Below are 22,179 nucleotides of genomic sequence, written 5' to 3'. Positions count from 1 at the left end.
AAGTGAGAGTTGTGTGCTCTATTGAACACTTTGTGCCTTTGTCCCTTGTGCCTGTTCCCTTTTTAAAATAACTTAAATATCAATGGCAACAACAGGTGCGTTGAAGCAAAACCGCCAACCATAAAGCAACATGTAGCAATCACCGACGGAACTTGTAAGTTAGAGATACCCATAATGGCATGCCCTGAAGTACAGCCTCCCGCCCAACGGGTTCCGAAGCCAACCATAAAGCCACCGATGACAAAGAATATCAACCCTTTTAAGCTAAAAATATTTTCAGGCGCAAAAATATCGGAAGGCATCAAGCCATTAAAGTCCTTAATTCCTAAGGTGCTTAAATCTTTGATAGTTTGAGGATTAATAACAATGGCATTAGGATTCGCTAAGAAATTAGTAGCAATAAATCCACCAATTAAAACGCCAAAGACAAAAATCAAATTCCAGATTTCTTTGCGCCAATTGTATTTGAAAAATGGTATATCTGCTGGCATACAAGCCGCACAGATATGTCGTAATGACGATGATATACCAAAAGATTTATTTCCGATTAATAACAAAGTAGGGACTGTAAGTCCGATTAAAGGACCTGCCACATACCAAGGCCACGGTTGTTTAATGAATTCAAGTAGTTCCATGATTATGTTTAAATTGTTTTAAAATAATGTCTATAGATTAAGTATTTTATTTTCTAATTTCTTAAAAATTTATAGGATTTCTATAACGTTGAGTAATTTATTGGTAAAAAATGCTTGAGAATCAAAAGATGTCTATCCGAAGAAGTAGAAAGCATAAGTATCATTTAAACAAATAGTTAGCGATATTTAGTTTCAAAAAGAATAAAGATAAGTAGTCATTCATTGTATGATTATTTCTTTTTGATGATACAAAGTTATTTTAATGACAGGGCATTAAATGTAACTTTTATCACATAGCACAAATTTTCTATAGCCCAAATCTGGAAATGAATAGAATTACCTTCCTCTGTGAAGTAGACAAAATAAAAAATGCCGAAGGTGGTTTGATATCATCTTCGGCATTTAAGTACTCAGACGTAAGAAGCTTGCTTACAAAATTGGTTGATTAGTCCTTTGTTAACATTCAAGTTGATTATAAAAAAGCTTTAAAACGCTCTTGGTATTCGGCTGTCAGCTATGGGCATTTGGCAAAAGTATTTCCCATGAATCTGTAGAAGTTTTTTGCCTAATGCCTACGGCTTATTGACTAAAGCATATTGATACTTAAATGGTCACCAAATTTGCTTCAACTTTTTCTTCGTTCATGAACGACAAGTCTAACTTAATATTAGGTAACAATTCTTCTTCTAATTGATTCGCCCATTCGTTAAGATAAAGAACTACATCGTCACGGTAGTTGTGGCGCATTTTGTCACGACGCTCTAATGGAATTCTAGCTAAAACTTTTTTATCACTCAAACGTTCTAAGTTCTGTAAGTCGGAAGTTGTTAGACCATGATTGAGCATATCCGAAATAAGTAAATCCATCGGAAGCCCACTCGTTGGGCAAAACTCTTCTACTTGCTCGCGCCAATCGCCACGACCTTGCATGGCAAATTCATGAATTTGTGCTTTGGTGAGTTGGGTTAATTCTTGCGCTAAGTTGCCACAGTTACAACTTCCCATGTGCCCCCATTGGTATGGATTTCCGATAGCCAATTTTTGGGCAGTACGACGCAAGGCTTGGATGAGTTCTGGATTTGCATGTGCCATAAAATACAATAGGATATAATGAAACAATCTCTTGAATGAAGGCTAAACTCGCTGTTTGTATATTTTGTTTAAGTAAATTTTTTCTTAAAAATGTTATATTTTCCGCTTCAGCAACCTTGTTAATAAGGATAAGCATTTATGAAAATATGTGTATATTGGGAGTTATTGCTCATAAAAATCTGTCCTAATATTTTTTTGCAAAGATTTAGGATAAAAAAGTATTAGTCCTTGCATTTAAGGGTTTAACGAGTGATTATTCAGGATGATTTTATAAGTTATAATAAAGATAAGAAATATCCCCAAAGACTAAAAATAATCCCATTTTCTTACTACTAAAAAACAAACTTATGGAAAGACGTAATGCCTTAAAAAGTATGGCGATGCTCATTGGAGTAGCGGTAGCTTTACCCGAGTGGGCAAATGCTTGGTCGACCAACTCAATAACCGCAAAAAATTGGTTGCGTCCTAATTTGGCGAGTGTACTAAGCGAAGCTGTTGAGACCATTATTCCCAAGACAAACACACCTGGAGCAAAAGACCTTGGATTGGACACTTTTGTTCAAAAAATGGTAGCCGATTGTTACTCTAAGGAAGTACAGTCAGCTTTTGCCAAAGGTATTGGCCAGATAGACTCTGTTGCTCAGCAAAAATACAGCAAACCATTTACTCAGCTTGATACACCACAGCGCATCGAATTGTTGAAAAGCTTTGAAAGTGGAGCCGAAACCAAAGATTTTTATGGCTTGCTTAAAGGTTTAACAGTACGTGGATACCTCAATTCTGAATACGTAATGACCAATATTACGCATTATGAAATGGTGCCAGGCAGATACCACGGATGTATAAAAGTGAAGTAAAATAAGTAAAAGGCTTTCGGTAGTGAGCTATGGGCGTTCGGCAAAAATGTCTCGATGATTTAATCAGTAGTGCTTTTTAGCAACAACGCTGTAAACCGAACTTCGACAGCTCTTCAAATAATCATTGATTTCATGAGTAATTTTAATATAGATAGCACAAAAAATAGAACCTATGATGCCATTGTGATTGGCTCAGGTATTAGCGGTGGCTGGGCAGCCAAAGAACTTACAGGAAAAGGCTTACGTACCTTGGTGCTCGAACGTGGGCGTGATGTGCGTCATGTAGTAGATTATCCGACCACGATGTTACAGCCTTGGGAATTCGAACACAGAGGGCAATTACCTTATGAGGTCAAACAAGAAAATCCTATTGTAAGTAAATGTTATGCTTTTTACGAAGGTACAACGCAGTTTTTTGCCAAAGATAAAGAACATCCTTACGTACAAGAAAAGCCTTTTGATTGGATTAGAGGCTATCAAGTAGGTGGAAAATCTTTGTTATGGGCACGTCAAACGCAACGCTGGAGTAATTTTGACTTTGAAGGACCAGCACGCGATGGCTTTGCGGTAGATTGGCCTATTCGTTACAATGACTTGGCTCCTTGGTATAGTTATGTAGAGAAGTTCGCAGGTATTTCAGGTAACAAAGATGGTTTGGATACACTTCCAGACGGTGAGTTTTTGCCCCCTCACGATTTGAATTGTGTTGAAAAGTATTTCAAGGAACAAGTTTCCAAAAATTACAAAGACCGTCATATCATTATCGGTCGTGCGGCGCATATTACCAAAGCACAACCAATTCACTTACAACAAGGTCGTGCGCAGTGTCAGCATCGTACGATTTGTGAAAGAGGTTGTCCATTTGGAGGATATTTTAGTAGTAACGCCTCAACAATTCCTTGGGCAATGAAAACAGGGAAAATGACACTTCGCCCTGATTCGGTAGTTCACTCGATTATTTATGACGAGAAAAAAGGGAAAGCAACAGGTGTAAGAGTAATTGATGCCAATACCAAAGAAATGATTGAGTTTTATGCAAAAATCATTTTTGTCAACGCAGCGGCTTTGAATACCAACTTGATCTTGTTGAATTCTACTTCAAATCGTTTCCAAAATGGTTTGGGTAACGACAGTGGAGTATTGGGTAAATACGTGGCTTTCCACAACTACCGTGCACGTGTGTCAGGCGAGTATGATGGGTTATTGGATTCAACAACCGATGGTCGCCGCCCGAACAGTGGTTATATTCCTCGTTTCCGTAATGTGTATAAGCAAGAAACAGACTTCTTACGTGGATATGCCGCAGGGTTTGATGGTCGTCGTATCGAGTATAACAGTAGCGAAGGTATCGGAGAAGATTTGAAAGCAAATCTAGGAAAGGTAACCCGTGGAGGCTGGAGCGTAGGTTCGCACATGATGGGCGAGACTATCCCGAAAGAATCCAACTATGTAGCTCTCGACAAAGCTTTGAAAGACCCTTATGGCATTCCGCAATTGCGTATTGCTGTAGGTTATGATGATAATGACGAAAAGATGGTCAAAGATTACTTGCAACAAATGACAGATATGTTTGAGAAAGCAGGTTTTAAAAATATCAAGACCTACGATTCAAAACAAGCTGCTGGTTTGGATATTCACGAAATGGGTGGCGCTCGCATGGGTAAAGACCCTAAAACATCGATTCTCAACAAGTGGAATCAAATGCACGCTTGTAAAAACGTATTTGTCACCGATGGAGCATCGATGACATCCACCTCAACACAAAACCCATCATTGACCTATATGGCCATGACTGCTCGTGCAGCCGACTACGCCGTGAAGCAAATGAGAATGGGTAATTTATAAGCTTATCCAAAAACACTTTTTAGCCCAATACACTGGTTGTATTGGGCTTTTTTGTTTTGTATAAAAGAATAATATTTGTAAAAAAGGTTACTAGACAGTTGTAAAATCTACTCAATTCGCTCAACTCCTTACTTTACCTGCCAAATAGCATACAAAAACCAACTGCTTAAAACTGTTTTTTTCTTAATTTCGTCAAAAACATTTTTCACCAACAAATCGACCATGAAAAAAATACTGTTGATTTTTTCTGGCTTGGTTGCTTTCTCTAATTTAGGGGCTTTGGCACAGCAAACAGCCAGCCCTTATAACGGCAACAAGCGTTTTGAACAACTAGGCACCGACTTGCCTACGCCAAACTCGTATCGTACTGCATCGGGTGCGCCTGGCAAGGACTATTTCCAACAACGTGCTGATTATGACATCAAAGTAGAACTAGACGATATTCAACGTAAAATCACTGGTTCTGAAACTATCACGTATTTCAATAACTCTCCTGACGAGCTTCGTTACCTTTGGTTGCAATTAGATCAAAACCTTTTTAAGGAAGATGCCATCGGTAATACTACCAAAACGGGTGGCTTGGGTCCGCAAGCTAGTACAGCTCAATTCAAAAATTTGACTGATCCTAAAAAGTACGGTTATAACATTACATCAGTGCGTGATGCTAAAGGGGGTAATTTACCTTATACCATCAACAACACGATGATGCGTATTGATTTGCCTACCCCATTAAAATCAGGTGCAAGTGTTTCTTTCTCAATCGACTGGAACTACTTGATTACTGAGTACTATGGTCGTTCGGGTTATGAATATTTTGCAAAAGATGGTAACTGTAACTATTTCATTGCTCACTGGTTCCCTCGTATGGCTGTGTACAATGACGTATATGGTTGGCAACACAAGCAATTCTTAGGTCAAGGAGAATTTACCTTGAACTTTGGTAACTACAAAGTAGCCATTACCGCGCCAAACGACCATGTGGTTGGTGCTTCTGGTGAACTGCAAAACCCAACTCAAGTATTGTCAGCTGAACAATTGAAGCGTATGGAGAAAGCAAAAACTGCTACTCGTCCAGTATTAATCGTTTCTCAAGAGGAGGCAGAAGCTGCTGAAAAGGGTAAACCAACTGGTAAGAAAACATGGGTTTACAAGGCTGATAACGTTCGTGACTTTGCTTTTGCTAGTTCACGTAAATTTATCTGGGATGCTATGCAAGTAGACGTAGAAGGTAAAAAAGTTTGGGCTATGTCCTTGTATCCAAAAGAAGGTAATCCACTTTGGGGACAATACTCAACAATGGTAGTAGCACATACATTGCGTTCGTACTCGAAACATTCGGTGGCGTATCCTTATCCTGTAGCGTATTCTTGTCATGCTACTTCGGGTGGCGGTATGGAATATCCAATGATTTCGTTCAACGGTGGTCGTCCTGAGCCAGATGGTACTTATTCTGAAGCTACAAAGGCTGGTATGATTGGTGTAATTATTCACGAAGTAGGTCACAACTTCTTCCCAATGATTATCAACTCTGACGAACGTCAGTGGTCTTGGATGGACGAAGGTTTGAACACTTTCTGTCAGTATTTGGCTGAGCAAGAGTGGGATAGAGATTTCCCTTCTCGTCGTGGCGAGCCTCAGTATATTGTACCTTACATGAAAACCGACCCTACTCAACAAGTACCTATCATGAGTGGTTCTGATAATATCATGGCATTTGGTCCAAATGCTTATGCAAAACCTGCAACAGCTTTGAATATCTTGCGCGAAACGGTTATGGGTCGTGAATTGTTCGATGCGGCATTCAAAGAATACGCTCGTCGTTGGGCTTTCAAACAACCATATCCTGCTGATTTCTTCCGTACCATGGAAGATGCTTCAGGTGTTGACTTGGACTGGTTCTGGCGTGGATGGTTCTACGGTGTTGAGCCAGTAGACCAATCTATCGAAACAGTTGAATGGTTTGGTATAGACAACCAATCTCCTGAACAAAAGAATGCGAAAGCAAAAACAGAAGCTGAAGCAAAACGCCAAACGATGAGTAATATCCGTAACAAAAAAGATATTACTCAAACAGTAGTAGAGGCAAATCCAGATATGCGTGACTTCTACAACAGCTATGACCGTTATGCAACTTCTGAAGCAGATAAAAAACGTTTTGAGCAAGCAACAGCAGGTCTTTCTGACGAAGAGAAACAATTGGTAAACGGCAACAAAAACTTCTATGTAGTTAACTTGAAAAACAAAGGAGGTTTGCCAATGCCAGTGATTATCAAAATGGTATTCGAAGATGGTACAGACGAGGTAGTTCGTATTCCAGCAGAAATTTGGCGTTTGAACGACAAAGACGTGAAAAAAGTAATCCCTACAGATAAAAAAGTAGCAAAATGGGTACTTGACCCATTCTATGAGATTGCCGATATCAACACAGAAGACAACGCATTCCCTCGTGAACCAGAGCAACCAACTCGTTTCCAAGTGTTCAAAGGACAACGTCCTTCTATGCCAAACCCAATGCAACAGCAAAAACAAGCAGCAGGAGCGGTACAAGGTGCTAAGAAATAATAATTCTTTCTAGCATAAAAAGGAGGTCAAGCAATTGACCTCCTTTTTTATTGGCTAAAACTCAGAAATGGCTTTTCAATGGAATTTTAAAACATTCTTCACTAAAGTTCTGACAATTTTGTTATCTTCGAAACTTCAACTTCAAGAATTGCTTCTTGAAATAAATAGATCATAATCTTTATTTTACCCTTTTAAATATCCTAGTAAATCGCTGATAACCTGTTTGTTATTGTCTTTGCTAAAGATGGGTCGTTTATCTGTATGTCTTCAAAACCTCAACACAACTATCTTCCACAGCTAGACGGTATTCGTACCATCGCTATTGGTTTAGTGTTAATATTTCATTGGTTGCCAACCAACCATTGGGTCAATACCCTTCCTAATGGTACGATAGGGGTAACGCTCTTTTTTGTCTTGAGTGGATTTTTAATTACAGATATTCTTATCAAAAACAAAACAGAGTCTTTGGGTGATGCTGTGCAGGTCTATAAAAATTTCATGATAAGAAGAGCACTTCGTATTTTCCCGATTTACTATCTGACTTTAGCCGTTGGTTTTGCATTACCCAAATTGCATATTCCTTTTACGACTGATTTGTATCAGCATCCTTGGTACTATATTCTTTATACATACAATCATTTGCTGGAAAAAACAGGGTTCTGGGCAGACGCATTTTCGCCCTATTGGTCGTTGGCAGTAGAAGAACAATTTTATTTGGTTTGGGCATTTGTAGTGCTCTTAATACCTAAAAAACATACGATTACCCTGCTTTGGGCAACCGTAATTTTGGGCATTATTTTCAGATTTTACTTTATCTATATTCAACAAGGACAAGGTTTAATTACTCTTACTTGTATTGATTGTTTTGCGTGGGGAGGATTACTTTCTTGGTATCGAATCAATCAAGTGCAGGACCAATTACATCGCCTATTGCGATACACAGTAATACCTTCACTCGCTATACTTTTGTATGTGTCTTTTGTGAAAGATAACACTGCCACTTTGGTGAAAATCTTATTCTTGCGTACCGCAATTTCTTGTATCAGTACATATATTTTATCGCTGATTTGTAGTCCGAAACCCCATTGGCTCAATGCAGTGTTATCGAGCGCACCAATGGTTTTTATTGGTAAAATCAGTTATGGCGTATATGTGTATCACATGACAGTGCCTTTATTGTTTTGGTTTGTCTGGCAAAAATTTCATCTACCAGCCATCGGTAATCACTTTACGAGCTTAATTGTTTTATTGGTAGCTAGTTATCTTTCTTGGATTCTTTTCGAAAAACCGATTAATAACCTGAAAAAGTATTTTCCATACCAGACAAAAAAATAGGAAATACAATCATCAAAATCAAAGCTGGAGCTCATGTTTAAACCATGTTTTCCAGCTTTGATAATTTTAGACCATTCTTTTTTACTTTTATCAGTAATAAGAAAGATAAAATTGTAATATGTCTGATTATGATAAGGGATATACTATTAACGAATAACACCATCTCATAATCACGCTGCTCTAGCAAATTGTCCAAGATTAACTTCGGATATTAGTATTTATCATTTTTTTTCAAAAAACTTTTAATATAAGTAACATATATCACAGAATTCTGTGTTATAAGCTTATAATTTTGAAGCATAAATCGATTAAATAGACTTTTAAAAATATTCATAACTATCTTAAAGCCATGAAAATAGAACAAATTTATACAGGTTGTTTAGCGCAAGGAGCATATTACATTGAGTCAGAAGGTGAAGCTGCTGTAATAGACCCACTTCGCGAAGTACAGCCTTATATCAACAAAGCTCAGCGTAATAATGCAACGATCAAATATGTTTTCGAAACCCACTTTCATGCGGATTTTGTTTCAGGACATATCGACCTTTCGAAGAAAACAAACGCACCTATTGTATATGGTCCTAATGCAGTAACGGGCTTTGATGCTCATGTGGCAAAAGATGGCGAAGAGTTCCAGTTAGGAAAAGTGAAAATCAAGGTATTGCACACACCAGGGCATACGATGGAGTCAACTTGTTATTTGTTGATTGATGAAAACGGACAAGAAAAAGCGCTCTTTAGTGGTGATACTTTGTTTATCGGAGATGTTGGTCGTCCTGATTTAGCACAAAAATCTGATTTGACTATCAATGACCTTGCTGGATTTTTGTTTGATTCATTGCGTAATAAAGTGATGACTTTGCCCGACGACGTGATTGTATATCCTGCACACGGAGCTGGTTCGGCTTGTGGTAAAAACATGAGTAAAGAAACAACCGACACTTTAGGCAATCAAAAACAAACCAATTATGCGCTTCGTGCTGATATGTCGAAAGAGCAGTTTATCAAAGAAGTAACGGATGGTTTGAGTAAGCCACCGCAATACTTCCCACAAAACGTGATGATGAACAAGCAGGGTTACGAAAGTATCGACGTAGTCATGAATCGTGCGGCACAAGCTTTGTCTCCAGAAGCATTTGAAGCGGCAGCTAACGAAACAGGTGCCGTATTGTTGGATACTCGCAATGCTCAAGTTTTCAACAAAGGATTTGTACCAAACTCAACCAATATTGGCTTGAATGGACAGTTTGCGCCATGGGTAGGGGCATTGATTCCAGACTTGAAACAAGAAATTTTATTGATTACCGAAAAAGGACAAGAAGAAGAAACCATCACACGATTGGCGCGTGTAGGATATGACTTTGTTATTGGCTATTTAGATGGCGGTTTTGAGTCGTGGGAAGCCTCAGGTAAAGAAATAGACACGGTAGAGTCGATTGATGCAACCGAATTTGCGACAAGACTAGCTTCAGAGGAGGCTCCTTTGGTAATCGATGTGCGTCGTCCTGGCGAGTTTTCCGCAGAACATGTAGACGGAGCTATCAATTTGCCATTAGATTATATCGACGAAAATTTGTCGGAGTTTCCTAAAAATAAACCATTTTATATTCACTGTGCGGGGGGCTATCGCTCGATGATTGCTTCTTCGATTTTGAAAGCACGTGGTATCGAAAACTTCATTGATATTAACGGAGGCTTCGGTGCTATCCAGAAAGCAGGTATCAAAACAACCGATTTTGTATGCCCATCGACGTTGAAAAAATAGGGACTTAAAGTGTAAAAGGGAACAGTGACAGAGGCACAAAGTGGATATGTTATCAGATAAAGTAGAACCCTTTGTCTCTTTGTGCCTCTGTCACTGTTCCCTAATTAACAACCTTTTTTTAGTATGATTTTAGGTAAAAATTGTAAAAGATACAGTTGCTTTAACTGTATCTTTTTTTTATCATTTTCTGCCCCAACTTTAGGGAAATTGATTTCAGGGAAACAGTTTTGAGTAATAATTTTCTTGAAAAACGCTAGCCACTATCCCCTCAATACAATCTCAATCTAAACTCCACAATGTTATGGATACAGCGTTTCTATCTCGCATTCAGTTCGCCTTTACGGTGGCGTTTCACTACATTTATCCCCCTCTTAGTATTGGTCTTGGTATCGTGATGGTAATCATGGAAGCCCAGTATCTGCGCACAGGCAAAGAAGCCTATGCTCAGATGACTCGCTTTTGGATTAAAATCTTTGCCTTGATTTTTGGTATTGGCGTAGCCACAGGTATTGTCATGGAATTTGAGTTTGGGACCAACTGGGCTGTTTACTCTCGCTATGTAGGAGATATTTTTGGCAGTGCCTTGGCGGCAGAAGGGATTTTTGCTTTTGCGCTCGAATCGGGCTTTTTAGGAATATTACTTTTTGGATGGAACCGAGTAAGCCGACGAGTACATTTCTTCTCAACCGTTATGGTGGCAATGGGTTCGATGTTTTCAGCAATTTGGATTGTAGTCGCCAACTCATGGCAACAAACCCCTGCGGGTTTTCGAATCGAAGGTAAGGGACTTTATGCCCGTGCAGTGATAACCGATTTTTGGGCAATGGTTTTCAATCCATCTTCTGTCGAGCGTCTTTCTCATGTGTTGTTGGGTTCGTTTTTGGCAGGTTCATTTTTGGTATTGAGTGTCAACGCCTATTATTTACTTCGTAATCGTCATGTCGAAATTGCTCGTAAAGGATTTAAGATAGCGCTGGTTGTGGCTACAATTGCTTCGCTTTTACAACTATTTTCTGGGCATAAATCGGCCGACGGAGTGGCACATAATCAACCAGCTAAACTAGCGGCTTTCGAAGGTCATTATGAAGCTTCAGCCGTAGCGGATATGTATTTGCTGGGCTGGGTAGATACCAAAAAGCAGGAAGTGTCAGGACTTAAAATTCCGAAAGGATTAAGTTTTTTACTGTATCAAGATTTTAACAAACCTGTTACAGGCTTAAATGCCTTCAAGAAGGAAGATCAACCGAAGGCGGTCAATTTTGTATTTCAGACATATCACTTAATGGTCGCCATTGGTATGACTTTAATTGCATTGACATTGCTAGCGTCGTTTTTGTGGTGGAAAGGTACTTTGTTTGAACAACGTTGGTTACTACAAATTTTTGCTTGGTCGGTATTATTGCCACAATTGGCCAATCAGCTAGGCTGGTATTCGGCGGAGGTGGGTCGTCAGCCCTGGGTGGTATATGGTTTGCTCAGAACATCCGACGCTTTGTCTCAATCCCTGAAGGCTTCACAGGTAGTATTTTCACTGGTATTGTTTACCTTGGTGTATATTCTCTTGTTTGGTTTGTTTGTGTATTTACTTAATAAAAAAATCAAACATGGTCCGACCGACGATTATTCAGGCGATTATTCGGACGATATTCCTGATTATTCAAAACGTGATAATCCAATTTTGCAATAAAAATAACCTCTGATTCAAATAGATAAAAAATCATGGAAACAATCTTTGGACTCGATTTACCTACGTGGTGGTTTTTGGTCGTGGGTGGTGTATTTACAGGATATGCCATTTTGGATGGATTTGATTTGGGAGCAGGAGCTTTGCATTTATTTTTCAAAAAAGAAGAAAGTCGTCGTATTGCACTCAATGCCATCGGACCTGTGTGGGACGGAAACGAAGTGTGGCTAGTAATAGGAGGAGGGGCGCTGTTTGCGGGTTTTCCAGTAGTATATGCAACGGTATTTTCGGCTTTTTATGAGTTGTTTATGCTGTTTTTGGTATTATTAATTTTTCGTGCTATTTCCATCGAATTTCGTTCCAAAGAACCAATGGCTTGGTGGCGTCAGCTATGGGATGTGAGCTACAGCGTTTCGAGTATTATGCTGGCTTTGTCGTTGGGATTGGTACTCGGTAATATCATTCAAGGTTTGCCAATCGACGACCAATTTATTTATAGAGGAACAGTTGGAGATTTCTTTAATCCATTTTCTATTTTGATGGCGATTACAACATTATCGTTGTTTATGATGCACGGGGCTATTTATTTGGTTATGAAAACAGAGAATCGTCTTTATGCTAAATTGACAGTTTTGGTAAAAAATACCACCATCTTTTTTGTGTTGATGTTTGCTTTAAGTACAGTTTACACGCTGTTATATTTGCCACACATGGTCGAAAGATTTAAGGAAGTACCGATGATGTTTTTCTTTCCTGTACTGACGATTTTGGCTGTAGCTAACATTACACGACAAATTACGAAGCGTAAGTATCGTTTTGCCTTTTTCTCTTCGGCTTTTGTAACGGCTATGTTGATGGCATTGGTGGCTGTAGGTTTATTTCCCAATATTGTGTTATCCACAATCGACCCACAGTTTCACATAGATATCCACAATGGAGCGTCAACCGATAAATCTCTCAAAATTATGCTAACGTTTGCCGCCATCGGCGTGCCTTTGGTGGGACTATACACAGGTTTTGTATTTTGGACTTTTAGAGGAAAAGTAAAATTGGACGAAACAAGCTATTAAGAAGTTTAGAAAGATGGGTAATGTTTAATATTTGCTTTATCAAACATGAGTCATCCCGAATTTTCGAATTAGAATTATTCTTCAAATTTTCATCAAAAAAGCGGTCGGAAAATTATTTTCGACCGCTTTTTTGATGCTACTATGCTAGATATGAATTGGCTTGAGACGCAATCATTGCGTCTCTACTGCGAGAATACAGATTTTAAAATAATCACTCATTCTTAATTCACTTAATTAAATGAAGGATGTAGGGATATTTTTTTCTTATAAAAAAGTCTTATGTAACATATATCACTGTACAGCAGTGACTTTATACCGAATTTTGGTCTATAGTTAAAGATGCCAAGAGGTATCATTTAACCATTAATATTTAAACGTCTAAGATCATGTTCGATTTTTTTAAAACTAAGAAAAACTACGAAAATATTTCATCATCAGCATTCAAGGCTATGATTTCTGAAAATCCTAATGCTGTAATTATTGACGTACGTACTGCTTTAGAATTTAAACAAGGTTCGATTCCAAAAGCAATTAATATAGATTTGATGGATGTGAATTTCTCACAAAAAATAACACAATTAGCTAAAGATAAAACCTACTTGGTGTACTGTCGCAGTGGTAATCGTAGTGGTTCTGCATGCAAATATATGGGAGACAACGGTTTTGAGCAGGTGTATAACTTGTCAGGTGGAATTATGAGTTACTAAAAGGCTATATTTTCAAATACCTTAACCACTAACAAATTTTAATAGAGTAGATTATAGAAAGGGCAACTCAAAACTCGACGGAAAGTTTCTGTCGAGTTTTTTGTTTTATGTTGTGAAGAGAAGGAGCTGTGCTGTAAAGCTAGAAAGCAAATGATGTAATTGTACAATCTTGTGTTATACGATTACTTGACGTATAAAAAGTTGAGTTTTTTAGCTCTTTGCTTTACTAAAGCATTCGTCATCGGTTCAAATCTTGAAATAACTTTACCATTTTCTTTCACATACACTACAAATGGCTGATTCAGCTTTTGCGTCAAATGGTAAATTGTAATGAGTTCAGCGGCATCTTCATACCAAGAAGCCATGCCGTAAAGTGATGTAAAGGGAGTTGTTTTGAGAGTGTTATAAATCTCCGAAGCAGAAGTTATGGGTTGTATTTTTCCGCTTCGGAAACGCGTTTTTTCCAATGTAGGATTCGTGAATTGAGCGGTTGGTTTGTTAAATAAACGCCATATATTTCTTGTGAATTCCGTATGCGCTACCAAAGAATCCGCTTCTACTGCGTGTGGCGTAAATCCCAAAACGGCATCAACCACATGTGTAGCTTCGTGTAGCAGAACGTATTGAATAGCATCTAATTTGCCTGCATCTATCTGTATTTCTATAGTGGGATTGGCTGAATTATCGAATACGGATTTTTCCTTCCATGTTGCCCATTCAGAAATTGTTTCGTTCAAAATTCCTGCACGGAAAGTGATATTAAATTGTTTGCTTGAACCAGTCGTTTCTAGGGTCGATGTTAGAGCCGTATTGGGCATATTGTCCATAAAGCTGATACTCTGAAGATGCTCTTTAAGTACCTTTTTATACAATGGAGGCAGTATTGCAAAGGCTTTACCTACTTTGACCTTTTCAGTCTCTGGCAATTCGTGGTTGGTTGGCTGCATTCCAGCCTCAATAAATTTTTCAAAAACACTTTGTGGAGCTTTCGATATTCTATCTTTATAAAATGAGTGTTCATCGACTTTCACTGTTTGAGCCGAAAGTTTACCCAAGAAAAGTATGCAGAATATCGCAAGTATAAGTTTTTCATATATCATAAAATAGATTTAAGTTGTTGATTTTAAGTGTGTTATTTTGGAGATTTTTGTTCGTCTTCAGCATTTAATCGTTTCATAATAACCGATCGTAGTTTTTCTTCGTTATTATCGCCCCATTGACCCAAAACCGACAGCACAGGAATTAAGGATTTGCCAAATTCAGTCAGGCTGTACTCTACTTTTGGTGGAACAACAGGGTAAATTTTCTTCGTTACTAAATCGTGGGCTTCTAACTCATTCAACTGAATATTCAACACCCTTCGAGTTGCATCGGGTATCTTACGTTGTAGTTCGCTGGGGCGTTTATGACCTTCATTGATAAACCACAACAAGCGGATTTTCCACTTGCCATAAAGCACCTCTCCAATCAAGTCGAGACCACAATTTAAGTTTGGCAAAATTTTTCTCTCATACATAAAACAAAAGTAATCCATAGTTCTAAAAGGTGCAATATGGGAATAATTTAACCCTATACGAATCGTATTTCCGTAATTGTTTCATGTGTATGTATGTCAGAAATTTGTACAAAAAACAACAGAAATGGAACAACACTTTAATTTCAATAATGAATTATCGGGCAAGATTGCCTTGGTAACAGGAGGTACAAAAGGGGCAGGGAAAGCCATTGCAGAAAGGCTTTTACAAGCTGGTGCAACTGTCATTGTCACAGCCAGAAATGCTCCCGAAGATGAAGATGAACAATTAGATTTTATAGCCGCCGATTTGAGTAAACCAGCAGGAACACAAAAAGTAGTGGATGAAGTTTTGGCAAAATATGGCAAGCTCGACATTCTGGTAAACAATTTGGGAGGCTCTGATACTAAAGGTGGTGGTTTTGCGGTGCTGAGTGATGATGATTGGGAACAGACCATCCAGACTAATTTGCTCGCACCCGTACGTTTAGATAGAGGATTTCTTCCCCAAATGCTCCAACAGAAAAGCGGAGTTATCATTCATATTGGCTCAATTCAGGCAAAGTTGCCTTTGTATGATTCAACCTTGCCTTATGCTGCCGCAAAAGCTGGTTTGATAAATTACAGCAAAAGTGTATCAAACGAAGTCTCTCCCAAAGGTGTTCGGGTGCTGACGGTTTCGCCAGGTTGGATAAATACCAGTGCATCCAAGGCAATGATGGAGCGAATAGCCGAAAGTTCTGATATAAGTGTCGAACAAGCTACTAAAAGTGTCATGGATGCTTTGGGTGGAATACCTTTTGGTCGCCCTGCACAACCCGAAGAAGTTGCCGAATTAGTAGGCTTTTTGGTTTCGCCAAGAGCCAATTATCTCACAGGAACAGAATTTGTCATCGACGGTGGCACAGTACCAACCATTTAATCATCTAAAAATCAAGAATATGAACTTACCAAATGTAATTGTAGCTTTGACAAAGGCACAAAATAATTTCGATAGTGTGGCTTACGCCAATTGTTTTTCGGAAAATGCCACTGTCTTTGACGAAGGGAAAAACCATAATGGAAAAACAGAAATCCAAGAATGGATTAAAAAAGCTAATGAAGAGTACCAAGCCGTGATGAAACCTGTAGAATATTCTGCAAAAGAAGAAGTCCTAAAAGCAGAAGTCTCAGGTAATTTTCCGGGTAGTCCAATTATATTGTCGTATCATTTTACATTCCAAAACGGACTAATTGAGTCGTTGAAAATTACGGGATAAGACCTTGAGGAATTTTGGAGTTTGGCAAAAAGTAAAAAGAACATACAACGTGGTTATATGTTCTTTTTACTTTATCAATGTAAGGTTTTTAGACCAGCTCTTCCTGTTTTCTAATCACTTTCTCACGGTGCATTTCGCCCCATGATACCAATGCTGAGAGTACTTCTTGTAATGTTTCAGCGTAGGGTAACAGTTCGTACTCAACTACTATAGGCACACCAATATCCACTTTTCTTTTTACAAAACCATTTTCTTCAAGGTCTTTCAATACGCTCGAAAGGACCTTTGCTGAGATACCATCAATAGTTCTCTGAATGTCATTAAAGCGTGTATGTCCATCTTTTAGAGCAATTATTACTCGTAAAGTCCATTTTCCGCCAATTACATACATGGCATCTTCAAGGGCTTTGATAGAGTTTCTACACTTTTCGGCACTAATTCCATTTTCCATAATTAAATCATTTACTAACCTAAAGGTTACTACTTACCTTATGTATAGTAGTAACTTTTTGAAAGCAAATGTACATAGCTTTGTGGCATCATTAAAATAAATATTAAAGAAATGTCAAAAAAGAACGTACTTCATATTAAGGCAAGCATCAACGGCGATGCTTCTAAAAGTAATCAGCTATCAAATTCAATCATTGAAAGGTTAAAAGGCACTTATTCTGACTACACTGTTGAAACACTTGATTTATCGGAAACCCCGCTTCCTTTTCTTACTGCTGAAATGTACCAAGCATTTTCCACACCAAAGGATGTACGCAGTCAAAAGCAACTGGAAGTTATTCAACCTTCTGAAAAAGCAATTAAGCAGATTAAGGAGGCAGACATTGTGGTTATTGCGGTTCCATTATATAATTTTAGTATTCCCGCCAGTCTAAAAGCATGGCTTGACCAAATTGCTCGTGCCAATGAAACTTTTAGTTATGCCACAGGTTCGCCTCAAGGTTTATTAACGGACAAAAAAGTCTATTTGGCTATAGCGTCGGGTGGTATTTATTCAGAAGGTATGATGAAAGCGTATGATTTCACGGAGAATTATTTGCGTACGGTTCTTGGATTTTTGGGTTTAACGGATGTTAGTACTTTCCGTTTAGAGGGTATTTTTGTGCCAAATGTTGGTGAAAATGCTGTCACAAAAGCCTTAGAAACTGTGGAAGAATATAGTTTTTAAATCTTTCAGTGTCAATTTTTTGATACCTTTATCGCTTACTTGTATAAAACATGACTAAGCAATTTAACTACAAACAATTTGGTAACATCGACTTGGCCGTGTACAACAACACCACCAAGTCGGTGTATCGTATCGAAGACCACATAAAAGTCATCTTTATTCCGCAGAACTACGGTATTAAAATTGATTTTCAAGAATTTATCTTGCCGCACGATGCACTACTCTTTGTAAATCCCAAAGTGGTAGTCCAGCCATTGAATATTGATACATCTGGTGCTGAGCTAATTCATTTCAACCGAGACTTTTATTGTATCGAAATTCATGACCAAGAAGTGGCTTGCGATGGTATTTTGTATAATAATGTTTTTGAAGTGCCTTTTATCGAATTGGATGAAAATCAATCAGTGGATATTCAGAATATCATTGCCAACATAAAATCTGAAATGGAATCGCATGATGCCAGCACCGAAGAAATGCTCAGAATTTTATTGAAACTGATTATTATAAAATCGACACGTATTTGGAAACAGCAACATCAATTGGCTGAAAATGAGCAGTATTCGGATGTTCAGTTTTTACGAAAGTTTAGCAAATTGGTTGAAGAAAATTACAAAACCCACCATACAGTAGCTGACTATGCCGATATGCTGGCTATTACTCCCAAAAGCTTAAGTAAGAAAATAGGGTTACTTAGCAAAGATACCCCAAACGACATCATCAAAAATCGGATAATCTTAGAAAGTAAACGTTTGTTAGCCCATACTGCCCTTTCTGTAAAAGAAATTGCCTATAGTTTAAATTACGAAGATGACGCTTATTTTGTAAGATTCTTCACTAAAAACACAGGAATATCACCTACTTCATTTCGGAAACTTTTCTAATTTCTTGAATCTATAATATACCAAGCATGAACCTTAGTTCATGCTTTTTTTGTGTCTAAATTTTCAATTTCGATGATTTAGGAAAAAAGTGCAATTCATGGCGAAATACGTCCATTGAGTGGCTTGGCTATTTGGCGGAACTTTGTATTATCAAAATAACCAAGACGAAAATGAATATTGGAATAGCAGAAAATAATCGTAAAAAGGTAGCCGATGAGCTATCAAAATTATTGGCCAATGAGTATGTACTTTTTACCAAAACAAAAAATGCTCATTGGAATGTAGAAGGACTTGACTTTTACGATAAACATCAATTATTCGATAATCAAGCCAATCAATTAGCTTCCACAATTGACTCTGTTGCCGAAAGAATCAGAACCTTGGGCTTCGCGGCACCTGCCAGTTTAAAGGCATTTCTTGAATTGACAAGTTTGCAAGAAATAAATTTGACTATCAACAGCAGCACCGAATTTATCAAGGATTTACTATCAGCCCATGAAACAATTATCCTTCAATTAAGAAGTAATATCAGCCTTTTTGCCGATTCCTACAAAGACTTTGGCAGTAGCGATTTTATCACGGGTCTTTTGCAAGAACATGAAAAAACGGCTTGGATTTTAAGAACGCTTTTGAAATAAATCACCCGGGGAAAAAGTGCAATTCAAAGCGAAATGCGTCCATTGATACCCCCAAAAAATAGCTCCAATTTTGTATCATCAAATTAATCATAAACAATTTAATTATAAAAAAATGAACAAGTTAACAGTTAAAGACGGAACAGAAATTTACTACAAAGATTTAGGACAAGGTCAACCCATTTTCTTTCACCACGGGTGGCCGTTATCATCAGACGATTGGGATGCCCAAATGATGTTTTTCCTCGAAAAAGGATTTAGAGTAATTGCACACGACCGCCGTGGACATGGTCGCTCTACCCAAACTTACCAAGGCAACGACATGGATACGTACGCAGCCGACGTAGCCGAACTTACTGCTCATCTCGACCTCAAAAATGCCATACACGTTGGACACTCAACAGGCGGTGGAGAGGCCATTAGATATGCCGCAAAATACGGCAAAGACAGGGTAGCCAAAGTGGTTTTAATCAGTGCCATTACACCATATATGATTGCTGATGAAAGAAATCCAGATGGAGTGCCATTAGCAGTTTTTGACGACATCCGTTACAATACACAGCACAACAGAGCTCAGTTTTACCAAGACATTACTATTCCGTTTTTTGGATATAACCGAGAAGGTGCCGATGTAAAAAAGGAATCCAAGATAATTGGTGGAGACAAGGCATGATGGGTGGCATTAAGGCTCAGTATGATTGTGTGAAAGTATTTTCTGAAACCGATTTTACCGAAGATTTAAAAAGCGTAAGCATTCCAGTGTTGGTATTGCACGGCGAAGATGACCAAATTGTGCCTTATGCTACCACGGCGGTAAAAGCACACGAATTGCTACAAAACGGTACGCTTATTTTATATCCAGGTTTCTCTCACGGTATGCCAACAACCGAGGCCGCAACCATTAATAACGATATTTTAACATTCATTAATCAATAATTATCCAATCAATATCGCAAACTCTTAAATACCACATACAATGAAAAAGTCAATTTTAGCAATAGCAATTTTAGTTTTTCTATTTACAAATGTCGTTTTTTCACAAAGCAATAGAAAACCCGCTTCGGCAGGTAGATTAGAGTACATAGAAGTAGAAAAAAATGTAAAACTTCATGTAACCGATCTAGGCGAAGGTCAACCAATTGTATTAATTCATGGATGGCCACTGAGCGACGAAATGTATGAGTACCAATACCAATATTTGAGTCGTAAAGGTTTTAGAGTCATTGGTATTACACTACGTGGTTTCGGAAAGTCAGACAAACCGTATGGACGTTATGATTTCGATGTTTTTTCGGACGATATTAAGGTAGTTTTAGAAAAGCTAAAAATAGAAAATGCGGTTTTGGGCGGTTTTTCGATGGGTGGTGCGGTCGTTATTCACTATGTAACCAAGTATAATGCGGCTCATATTAGCAAATTGGCACTATTTGGTGCGGCAGCACCCTCGTGGAGACAGAGAGAAGGATCTCCGTTTGGAATTTCGGAAGCTGATGGCAACGGATTGGTTTTGCAAACTATGACCGCCAGACAAGATTTAATTGCAGGCTTTGGCGCTGCATTTCCTGCCAAAGAAGGAAATATTTCTAAAAATGTAGAAAAATGGTTAGAAAACATCAATTTAGAAGCTTCACCTTATGCCATCACGGAGTCAATAAAAGCCCTTTTAAACCTTGATTTACGTCCACAACTACCTAAAATCAGCATTCCAGTGGCGATTTTTCATGGCACACAAGACAAATTATGTTCATTTGAATTTGCCAATGAATTGAATAAAGGCATTAAAAACTCCCGCATCATTCGCTTCGAAAACAGTGGCCATGCCTTATTCGTAGAAGAGTCAGAAAAATTCAATACCGAACTTGAAAAGTTTGCCAAACAGTAAAAGTTTAACTCAGTACAAAAGCAATGTAAGCAGAAGTTTCACTTTTGGTAAAAAGCTCGAAATACATTTTGAATCCAATCTATGTTATTTGAAGGGTAAAAAGTTAAGCGTAGAATATAAAAAACTCGACAGAATATTTCCGTCGAGTTTTTTATATTTTACAAGGTAATGCTGCGCTCAGATATACTTTTAAGAAAAGCAAAAGCTTTATAATTTGATATTACGAGTGGTTTACTTGGCTACTGCTATATGATGCTCCTTGTATTGACCGGGTGTCTGTCCAACTACTTTTTTAAACAATCTTGTAAAATAGGAGGGACTTTCAAAGCCTAGTTCGTAGGCAATTTGGGAAATATTTGCGTTAGCACTTAATAAAAGATTTTTCGCTTCTTTAATCAAGTAAATATGAATATGCTCGAGTGCTGTCATACCAGTTTCTTGCTTTAATACATCACTCAAATATCTTGAGGAGAGAAACAGCTCATTAGCAAGGTAATTGACCGTAGGGAGTCCGCTATCTTTATGAAAGCCTTTCTGAAAATAAGTATTGAGGATATCTTGAAACTTCTTGACGGTGGTGCCAGATACGTTACTACTACGGTCGATAAACTGTCTTTTATAGAATCTATCCGAGTATTTTAGCATGGAATCTATATGAGAAAGGATGATTTCTTGACTAAATTCATCTTGATTTTGGTCGTATTCGGTTCTGATTTTATCATAAAGCTCCCACATAATCTTTTCTTCGGCAGGCGAAATATGTAAGGCTTCATTGATTTCATATTCAAAATAACCATACTGCTTTATGAGGTTGTGAAGCGTATGCCCCGATAGGTAATCTTCATGCACAAAAATCACAAAACCTTTTTCGGCAAATTGTACATTACTTACTTCAATAATTTGACGTGGTTTCATAAAAACCATTGAACCACTCTCGTGGTCGTACTTGGTTTTGCCATACAAAATGTAGCCTGATTTAATTTTTTTCAGGGCAATCATATAAAAATCCCCTGTAAATCTTGATTCTCCCAACGAATAACTCATCAGTTCTTTACAAGTCATAAGGCTGATTAAAGGATTGGCAGGAGGTGGATAGCCACTTTTTTCGTGTAACTCTGAAACGCTTTTATAATGGATCAGTTTGTCCATGGCTGTTGTAAGTAGAGATAAGAAATGAGTCTACAAGATAATAAATTATAAGGAAACGAAGCTTTTTCTGAGGACACTTTCACTTTCGTATTTCTGTGCTATTCTTCCGCTGAAATGGGTTAGTCGTCAGC

At 38.1% G+C, this 22,179-nt stretch carries 20 protein-coding genes and 1 pseudogene; 15 read left to right on the top strand and 6 right to left on the bottom strand.

Annotation, left to right across the window (positions count from 1 at the left end):
• Positions 1 to 62: 62 nt before the first annotated feature.
• Both BWI92_RS02975 and BWI92_RS02970 read right to left on the bottom strand, forming a co-directional pair.
• Positions 63 to 635 (bottom strand): YeeE/YedE family protein, encoded by a 573-nt coding sequence (locus BWI92_RS02975; protein WP_095160646.1) that lies wholly within the window; start codon positions 633 to 635, stop codon positions 63 to 65.
• A gap of 603 nt (positions 636 to 1,238) precedes the next feature.
• Complete coding sequence (locus tag BWI92_RS02970; protein ID WP_095160645.1) at positions 1,239 to 1,727, bottom strand: hypothetical protein; 489 nt, start codon at positions 1,725 to 1,727, stop codon at positions 1,239 to 1,241.
• Positions 1,728 to 2,074: 347 nt separating this feature from the next.
• Here BWI92_RS02970 and BWI92_RS02965 point away from each other — a divergent pair, with 347 nt between their 5' ends.
• From BWI92_RS02965 to BWI92_RS02930, 8 genes are all read left to right on the top strand, one after another.
• Positions 2,075 to 2,584, top strand: a complete 510-nt coding sequence (locus tag BWI92_RS02965) for a gluconate 2-dehydrogenase subunit 3 family protein (protein ID WP_095160644.1) — start codon at positions 2,075 to 2,077, stop codon at positions 2,582 to 2,584.
• Between the two features lie 132 nt (positions 2,585 to 2,716).
• On the top strand, positions 2,717 to 4,429 hold the full coding sequence (locus BWI92_RS02960) for a GMC oxidoreductase (RefSeq protein WP_095160643.1): 1,713 nt from the start codon (positions 2,717 to 2,719) through the stop codon (positions 4,427 to 4,429).
• A gap of 222 nt (positions 4,430 to 4,651) precedes the next feature.
• The gene (locus BWI92_RS02955; RefSeq protein WP_095160642.1) at positions 4,652 to 6,991 is read left to right on the top strand and encodes a M1 family metallopeptidase; all 2,340 of its coding nucleotides are present in this window, start codon (positions 4,652 to 4,654) and stop codon (positions 6,989 to 6,991) included.
• 261 nt (positions 6,992 to 7,252) lie between these two features.
• Entirely contained in the window at positions 7,253 to 8,326 is a 1,074-nt protein-coding gene (locus BWI92_RS02950) for an acyltransferase (protein WP_095160641.1), read from the top strand.
• Positions 8,327 to 8,675: 349 nt separating this feature from the next.
• Positions 8,676 to 10,091, top strand: coding sequence for a rhodanese-like domain-containing protein (locus tag BWI92_RS02945; protein ID WP_095160640.1), 1,416 nt, complete (start codon positions 8,676 to 8,678; stop codon positions 10,089 to 10,091).
• Between the two features lie 301 nt (positions 10,092 to 10,392).
• Positions 10,393 to 11,778 (top strand): cytochrome ubiquinol oxidase subunit I, encoded by a 1,386-nt coding sequence (locus tag BWI92_RS02940; RefSeq protein ID WP_095160639.1) that lies wholly within the window; start codon positions 10,393 to 10,395, stop codon positions 11,776 to 11,778.
• A gap of 32 nt (positions 11,779 to 11,810) precedes the next feature.
• Complete coding sequence (gene cydB, locus BWI92_RS02935) at positions 11,811 to 12,845, top strand: cytochrome d ubiquinol oxidase subunit II (RefSeq protein WP_095160638.1); 1,035 nt, start codon at positions 11,811 to 11,813, stop codon at positions 12,843 to 12,845.
• 386 nt (positions 12,846 to 13,231) lie between these two features.
• Positions 13,232 to 13,552 (top strand): rhodanese-like domain-containing protein, encoded by a 321-nt coding sequence (locus BWI92_RS02930; protein WP_095160637.1) that lies wholly within the window; start codon positions 13,232 to 13,234, stop codon positions 13,550 to 13,552.
• Positions 13,553 to 13,734: 182 nt separating this feature from the next.
• Here the strand turns inward: BWI92_RS02930 and BWI92_RS02925 are convergent, their stop codons facing one another.
• Positions 13,735 to 14,652 carry a hypothetical protein gene (locus tag BWI92_RS02925; RefSeq protein WP_229362658.1) on the bottom strand — a complete coding sequence of 306 codons (918 nt, stop codon included), beginning with the start codon at positions 14,650 to 14,652 and terminating at the stop codon, positions 13,735 to 13,737.
• 32 nt (positions 14,653 to 14,684) lie between these two features.
• A complete protein-coding gene (locus tag BWI92_RS02920; RefSeq protein ID WP_095160803.1) occupies positions 14,685 to 15,068 on the bottom strand; it encodes a helix-turn-helix domain-containing protein in 384 nt (127 codons plus the stop codon).
• A gap of 124 nt (positions 15,069 to 15,192) precedes the next feature.
• Here BWI92_RS02920 and BWI92_RS02915 point away from each other — a divergent pair, with 124 nt between their 5' ends.
• Both BWI92_RS02915 and BWI92_RS02910 read left to right on the top strand, forming a co-directional pair.
• A complete protein-coding gene (locus BWI92_RS02915; RefSeq protein WP_095160636.1) occupies positions 15,193 to 15,987 on the top strand; it encodes an SDR family oxidoreductase in 795 nt (264 codons plus the stop codon).
• A 19-nt stretch (positions 15,988 to 16,006) separates the two neighbouring features.
• The gene (locus tag BWI92_RS02910; protein WP_095160635.1) at positions 16,007 to 16,324 is read left to right on the top strand and encodes a hypothetical protein; all 318 of its coding nucleotides are present in this window, start codon (positions 16,007 to 16,009) and stop codon (positions 16,322 to 16,324) included.
• An 88-nt stretch (positions 16,325 to 16,412) separates the two neighbouring features.
• On the opposite strand, the gene BWI92_RS02905 is transcribed toward BWI92_RS02910, so the two are convergent.
• Positions 16,413 to 16,775 (bottom strand): helix-turn-helix domain-containing protein, encoded by a 363-nt coding sequence (locus BWI92_RS02905; protein ID WP_095160634.1) that lies wholly within the window; start codon positions 16,773 to 16,775, stop codon positions 16,413 to 16,415.
• Between the two features lie 111 nt (positions 16,776 to 16,886).
• Between BWI92_RS02905 and BWI92_RS02900 the strand changes: the two genes are divergently transcribed.
• From BWI92_RS02900 to BWI92_RS02880, 5 genes and pseudogenes are all read left to right on the top strand, one after another.
• Positions 16,887 to 17,501: an FMN-dependent NADH-azoreductase gene (locus tag BWI92_RS02900; protein ID WP_095160633.1), complete on the top strand. Its 615-nt coding sequence runs from the start codon at positions 16,887 to 16,889 to the stop codon at positions 17,499 to 17,501.
• Between the two features lie 50 nt (positions 17,502 to 17,551).
• On the top strand, positions 17,552 to 18,382 hold the full coding sequence (locus BWI92_RS02895) for a helix-turn-helix domain-containing protein (RefSeq protein ID WP_095160632.1): 831 nt from the start codon (positions 17,552 to 17,554) through the stop codon (positions 18,380 to 18,382).
• Positions 18,383 to 18,552: 170 nt separating this feature from the next.
• On the top strand, positions 18,553 to 19,020 hold the full coding sequence (locus BWI92_RS02890) for a Dps family protein (RefSeq protein WP_095160631.1): 468 nt from the start codon (positions 18,553 to 18,555) through the stop codon (positions 19,018 to 19,020).
• Positions 19,021 to 19,132: 112 nt separating this feature from the next.
• Positions 19,133 to 19,953: pseudogene (locus tag BWI92_RS02885) on the top strand (alpha/beta fold hydrolase).
• A 40-nt stretch (positions 19,954 to 19,993) separates the two neighbouring features.
• Positions 19,994 to 20,899 (top strand): alpha/beta fold hydrolase, encoded by a 906-nt coding sequence (locus BWI92_RS02880; RefSeq protein ID WP_095160630.1) that lies wholly within the window; start codon positions 19,994 to 19,996, stop codon positions 20,897 to 20,899.
• A 231-nt stretch (positions 20,900 to 21,130) separates the two neighbouring features.
• Here the strand turns inward: BWI92_RS02880 and BWI92_RS02875 are convergent, their stop codons facing one another.
• Positions 21,131 to 22,048, bottom strand: coding sequence for an AraC family transcriptional regulator (locus BWI92_RS02875; RefSeq protein ID WP_095160629.1), 918 nt, complete (start codon positions 22,046 to 22,048; stop codon positions 21,131 to 21,133).
• Positions 22,049 to 22,179 lie beyond the last annotated feature (131 nt).

It is taken from the genome of Flectobacillus sp. BAB-3569 (genome assembly GCF_002270355.1).
GTDB classification, from domain to species: domain Bacteria; phylum Bacteroidota; class Bacteroidia; order Cytophagales; family Spirosomataceae; genus Flectobacillus; species Flectobacillus roseus.
This window is presented reverse-complemented; position numbering and strand designations above follow the sequence as displayed.

Excerpts from the sequence above, each read along its gene's own strand:
- BWI92_RS02975 (WP_095160646.1), bottom strand. The coding sequence starts at position 635 with ATGGAACTACTTGAATTCATTAAACAACCGTGGCCTTGGTATGTGGCA.
- BWI92_RS02970 (WP_095160645.1), bottom strand. The coding sequence starts at position 1,727 with ATGGCACATGCAAATCCAGAACTCATCCAAGCCTTGCGTCGTACTGCC.
- BWI92_RS02965 (WP_095160644.1), top strand. The coding sequence starts at position 2,075 with ATGGAAAGACGTAATGCCTTAAAAAGTATGGCGATGCTCATTGGAGTA.
- BWI92_RS02960 (WP_095160643.1), top strand. The coding sequence starts at position 2,717 with ATGAGTAATTTTAATATAGATAGCACAAAAAATAGAACCTATGATGCC.
- BWI92_RS02955 (WP_095160642.1), top strand. The coding sequence starts at position 4,652 with ATGAAAAAAATACTGTTGATTTTTTCTGGCTTGGTTGCTTTCTCTAAT.
- BWI92_RS02950 (WP_095160641.1), top strand. The coding sequence starts at position 7,253 with ATGTCTTCAAAACCTCAACACAACTATCTTCCACAGCTAGACGGTATT.
- BWI92_RS02945 (WP_095160640.1), top strand. The coding sequence starts at position 8,676 with ATGAAAATAGAACAAATTTATACAGGTTGTTTAGCGCAAGGAGCATAT.
- BWI92_RS02940 (WP_095160639.1), top strand. The coding sequence starts at position 10,393 with ATGGATACAGCGTTTCTATCTCGCATTCAGTTCGCCTTTACGGTGGCG.
- cydB (WP_095160638.1), top strand. The coding sequence starts at position 11,811 with ATGGAAACAATCTTTGGACTCGATTTACCTACGTGGTGGTTTTTGGTC.
- BWI92_RS02930 (WP_095160637.1), top strand. The coding sequence starts at position 13,232 with ATGTTCGATTTTTTTAAAACTAAGAAAAACTACGAAAATATTTCATCA.
- BWI92_RS02925 (WP_229362658.1), bottom strand. The coding sequence starts at position 14,652 with ATGATATATGAAAAACTTATACTTGCGATATTCTGCATACTTTTCTTG.
- BWI92_RS02920 (WP_095160803.1), bottom strand. The coding sequence starts at position 15,068 with ATGTATGAGAGAAAAATTTTGCCAAACTTAAATTGTGGTCTCGACTTG.
- BWI92_RS02915 (WP_095160636.1), top strand. The coding sequence starts at position 15,193 with ATGGAACAACACTTTAATTTCAATAATGAATTATCGGGCAAGATTGCC.
- BWI92_RS02910 (WP_095160635.1), top strand. The coding sequence starts at position 16,007 with ATGAACTTACCAAATGTAATTGTAGCTTTGACAAAGGCACAAAATAAT.
- BWI92_RS02905 (WP_095160634.1), bottom strand. The coding sequence starts at position 16,775 with ATGGAAAATGGAATTAGTGCCGAAAAGTGTAGAAACTCTATCAAAGCC.
- BWI92_RS02900 (WP_095160633.1), top strand. The coding sequence starts at position 16,887 with ATGTCAAAAAAGAACGTACTTCATATTAAGGCAAGCATCAACGGCGAT.
- BWI92_RS02895 (WP_095160632.1), top strand. The coding sequence starts at position 17,552 with ATGACTAAGCAATTTAACTACAAACAATTTGGTAACATCGACTTGGCC.
- BWI92_RS02890 (WP_095160631.1), top strand. The coding sequence starts at position 18,553 with ATGAATATTGGAATAGCAGAAAATAATCGTAAAAAGGTAGCCGATGAG.
- BWI92_RS02880 (WP_095160630.1), top strand. The coding sequence starts at position 19,994 with ATGAAAAAGTCAATTTTAGCAATAGCAATTTTAGTTTTTCTATTTACA.
- BWI92_RS02875 (WP_095160629.1), bottom strand. The coding sequence starts at position 22,048 with ATGGACAAACTGATCCATTATAAAAGCGTTTCAGAGTTACACGAAAAA.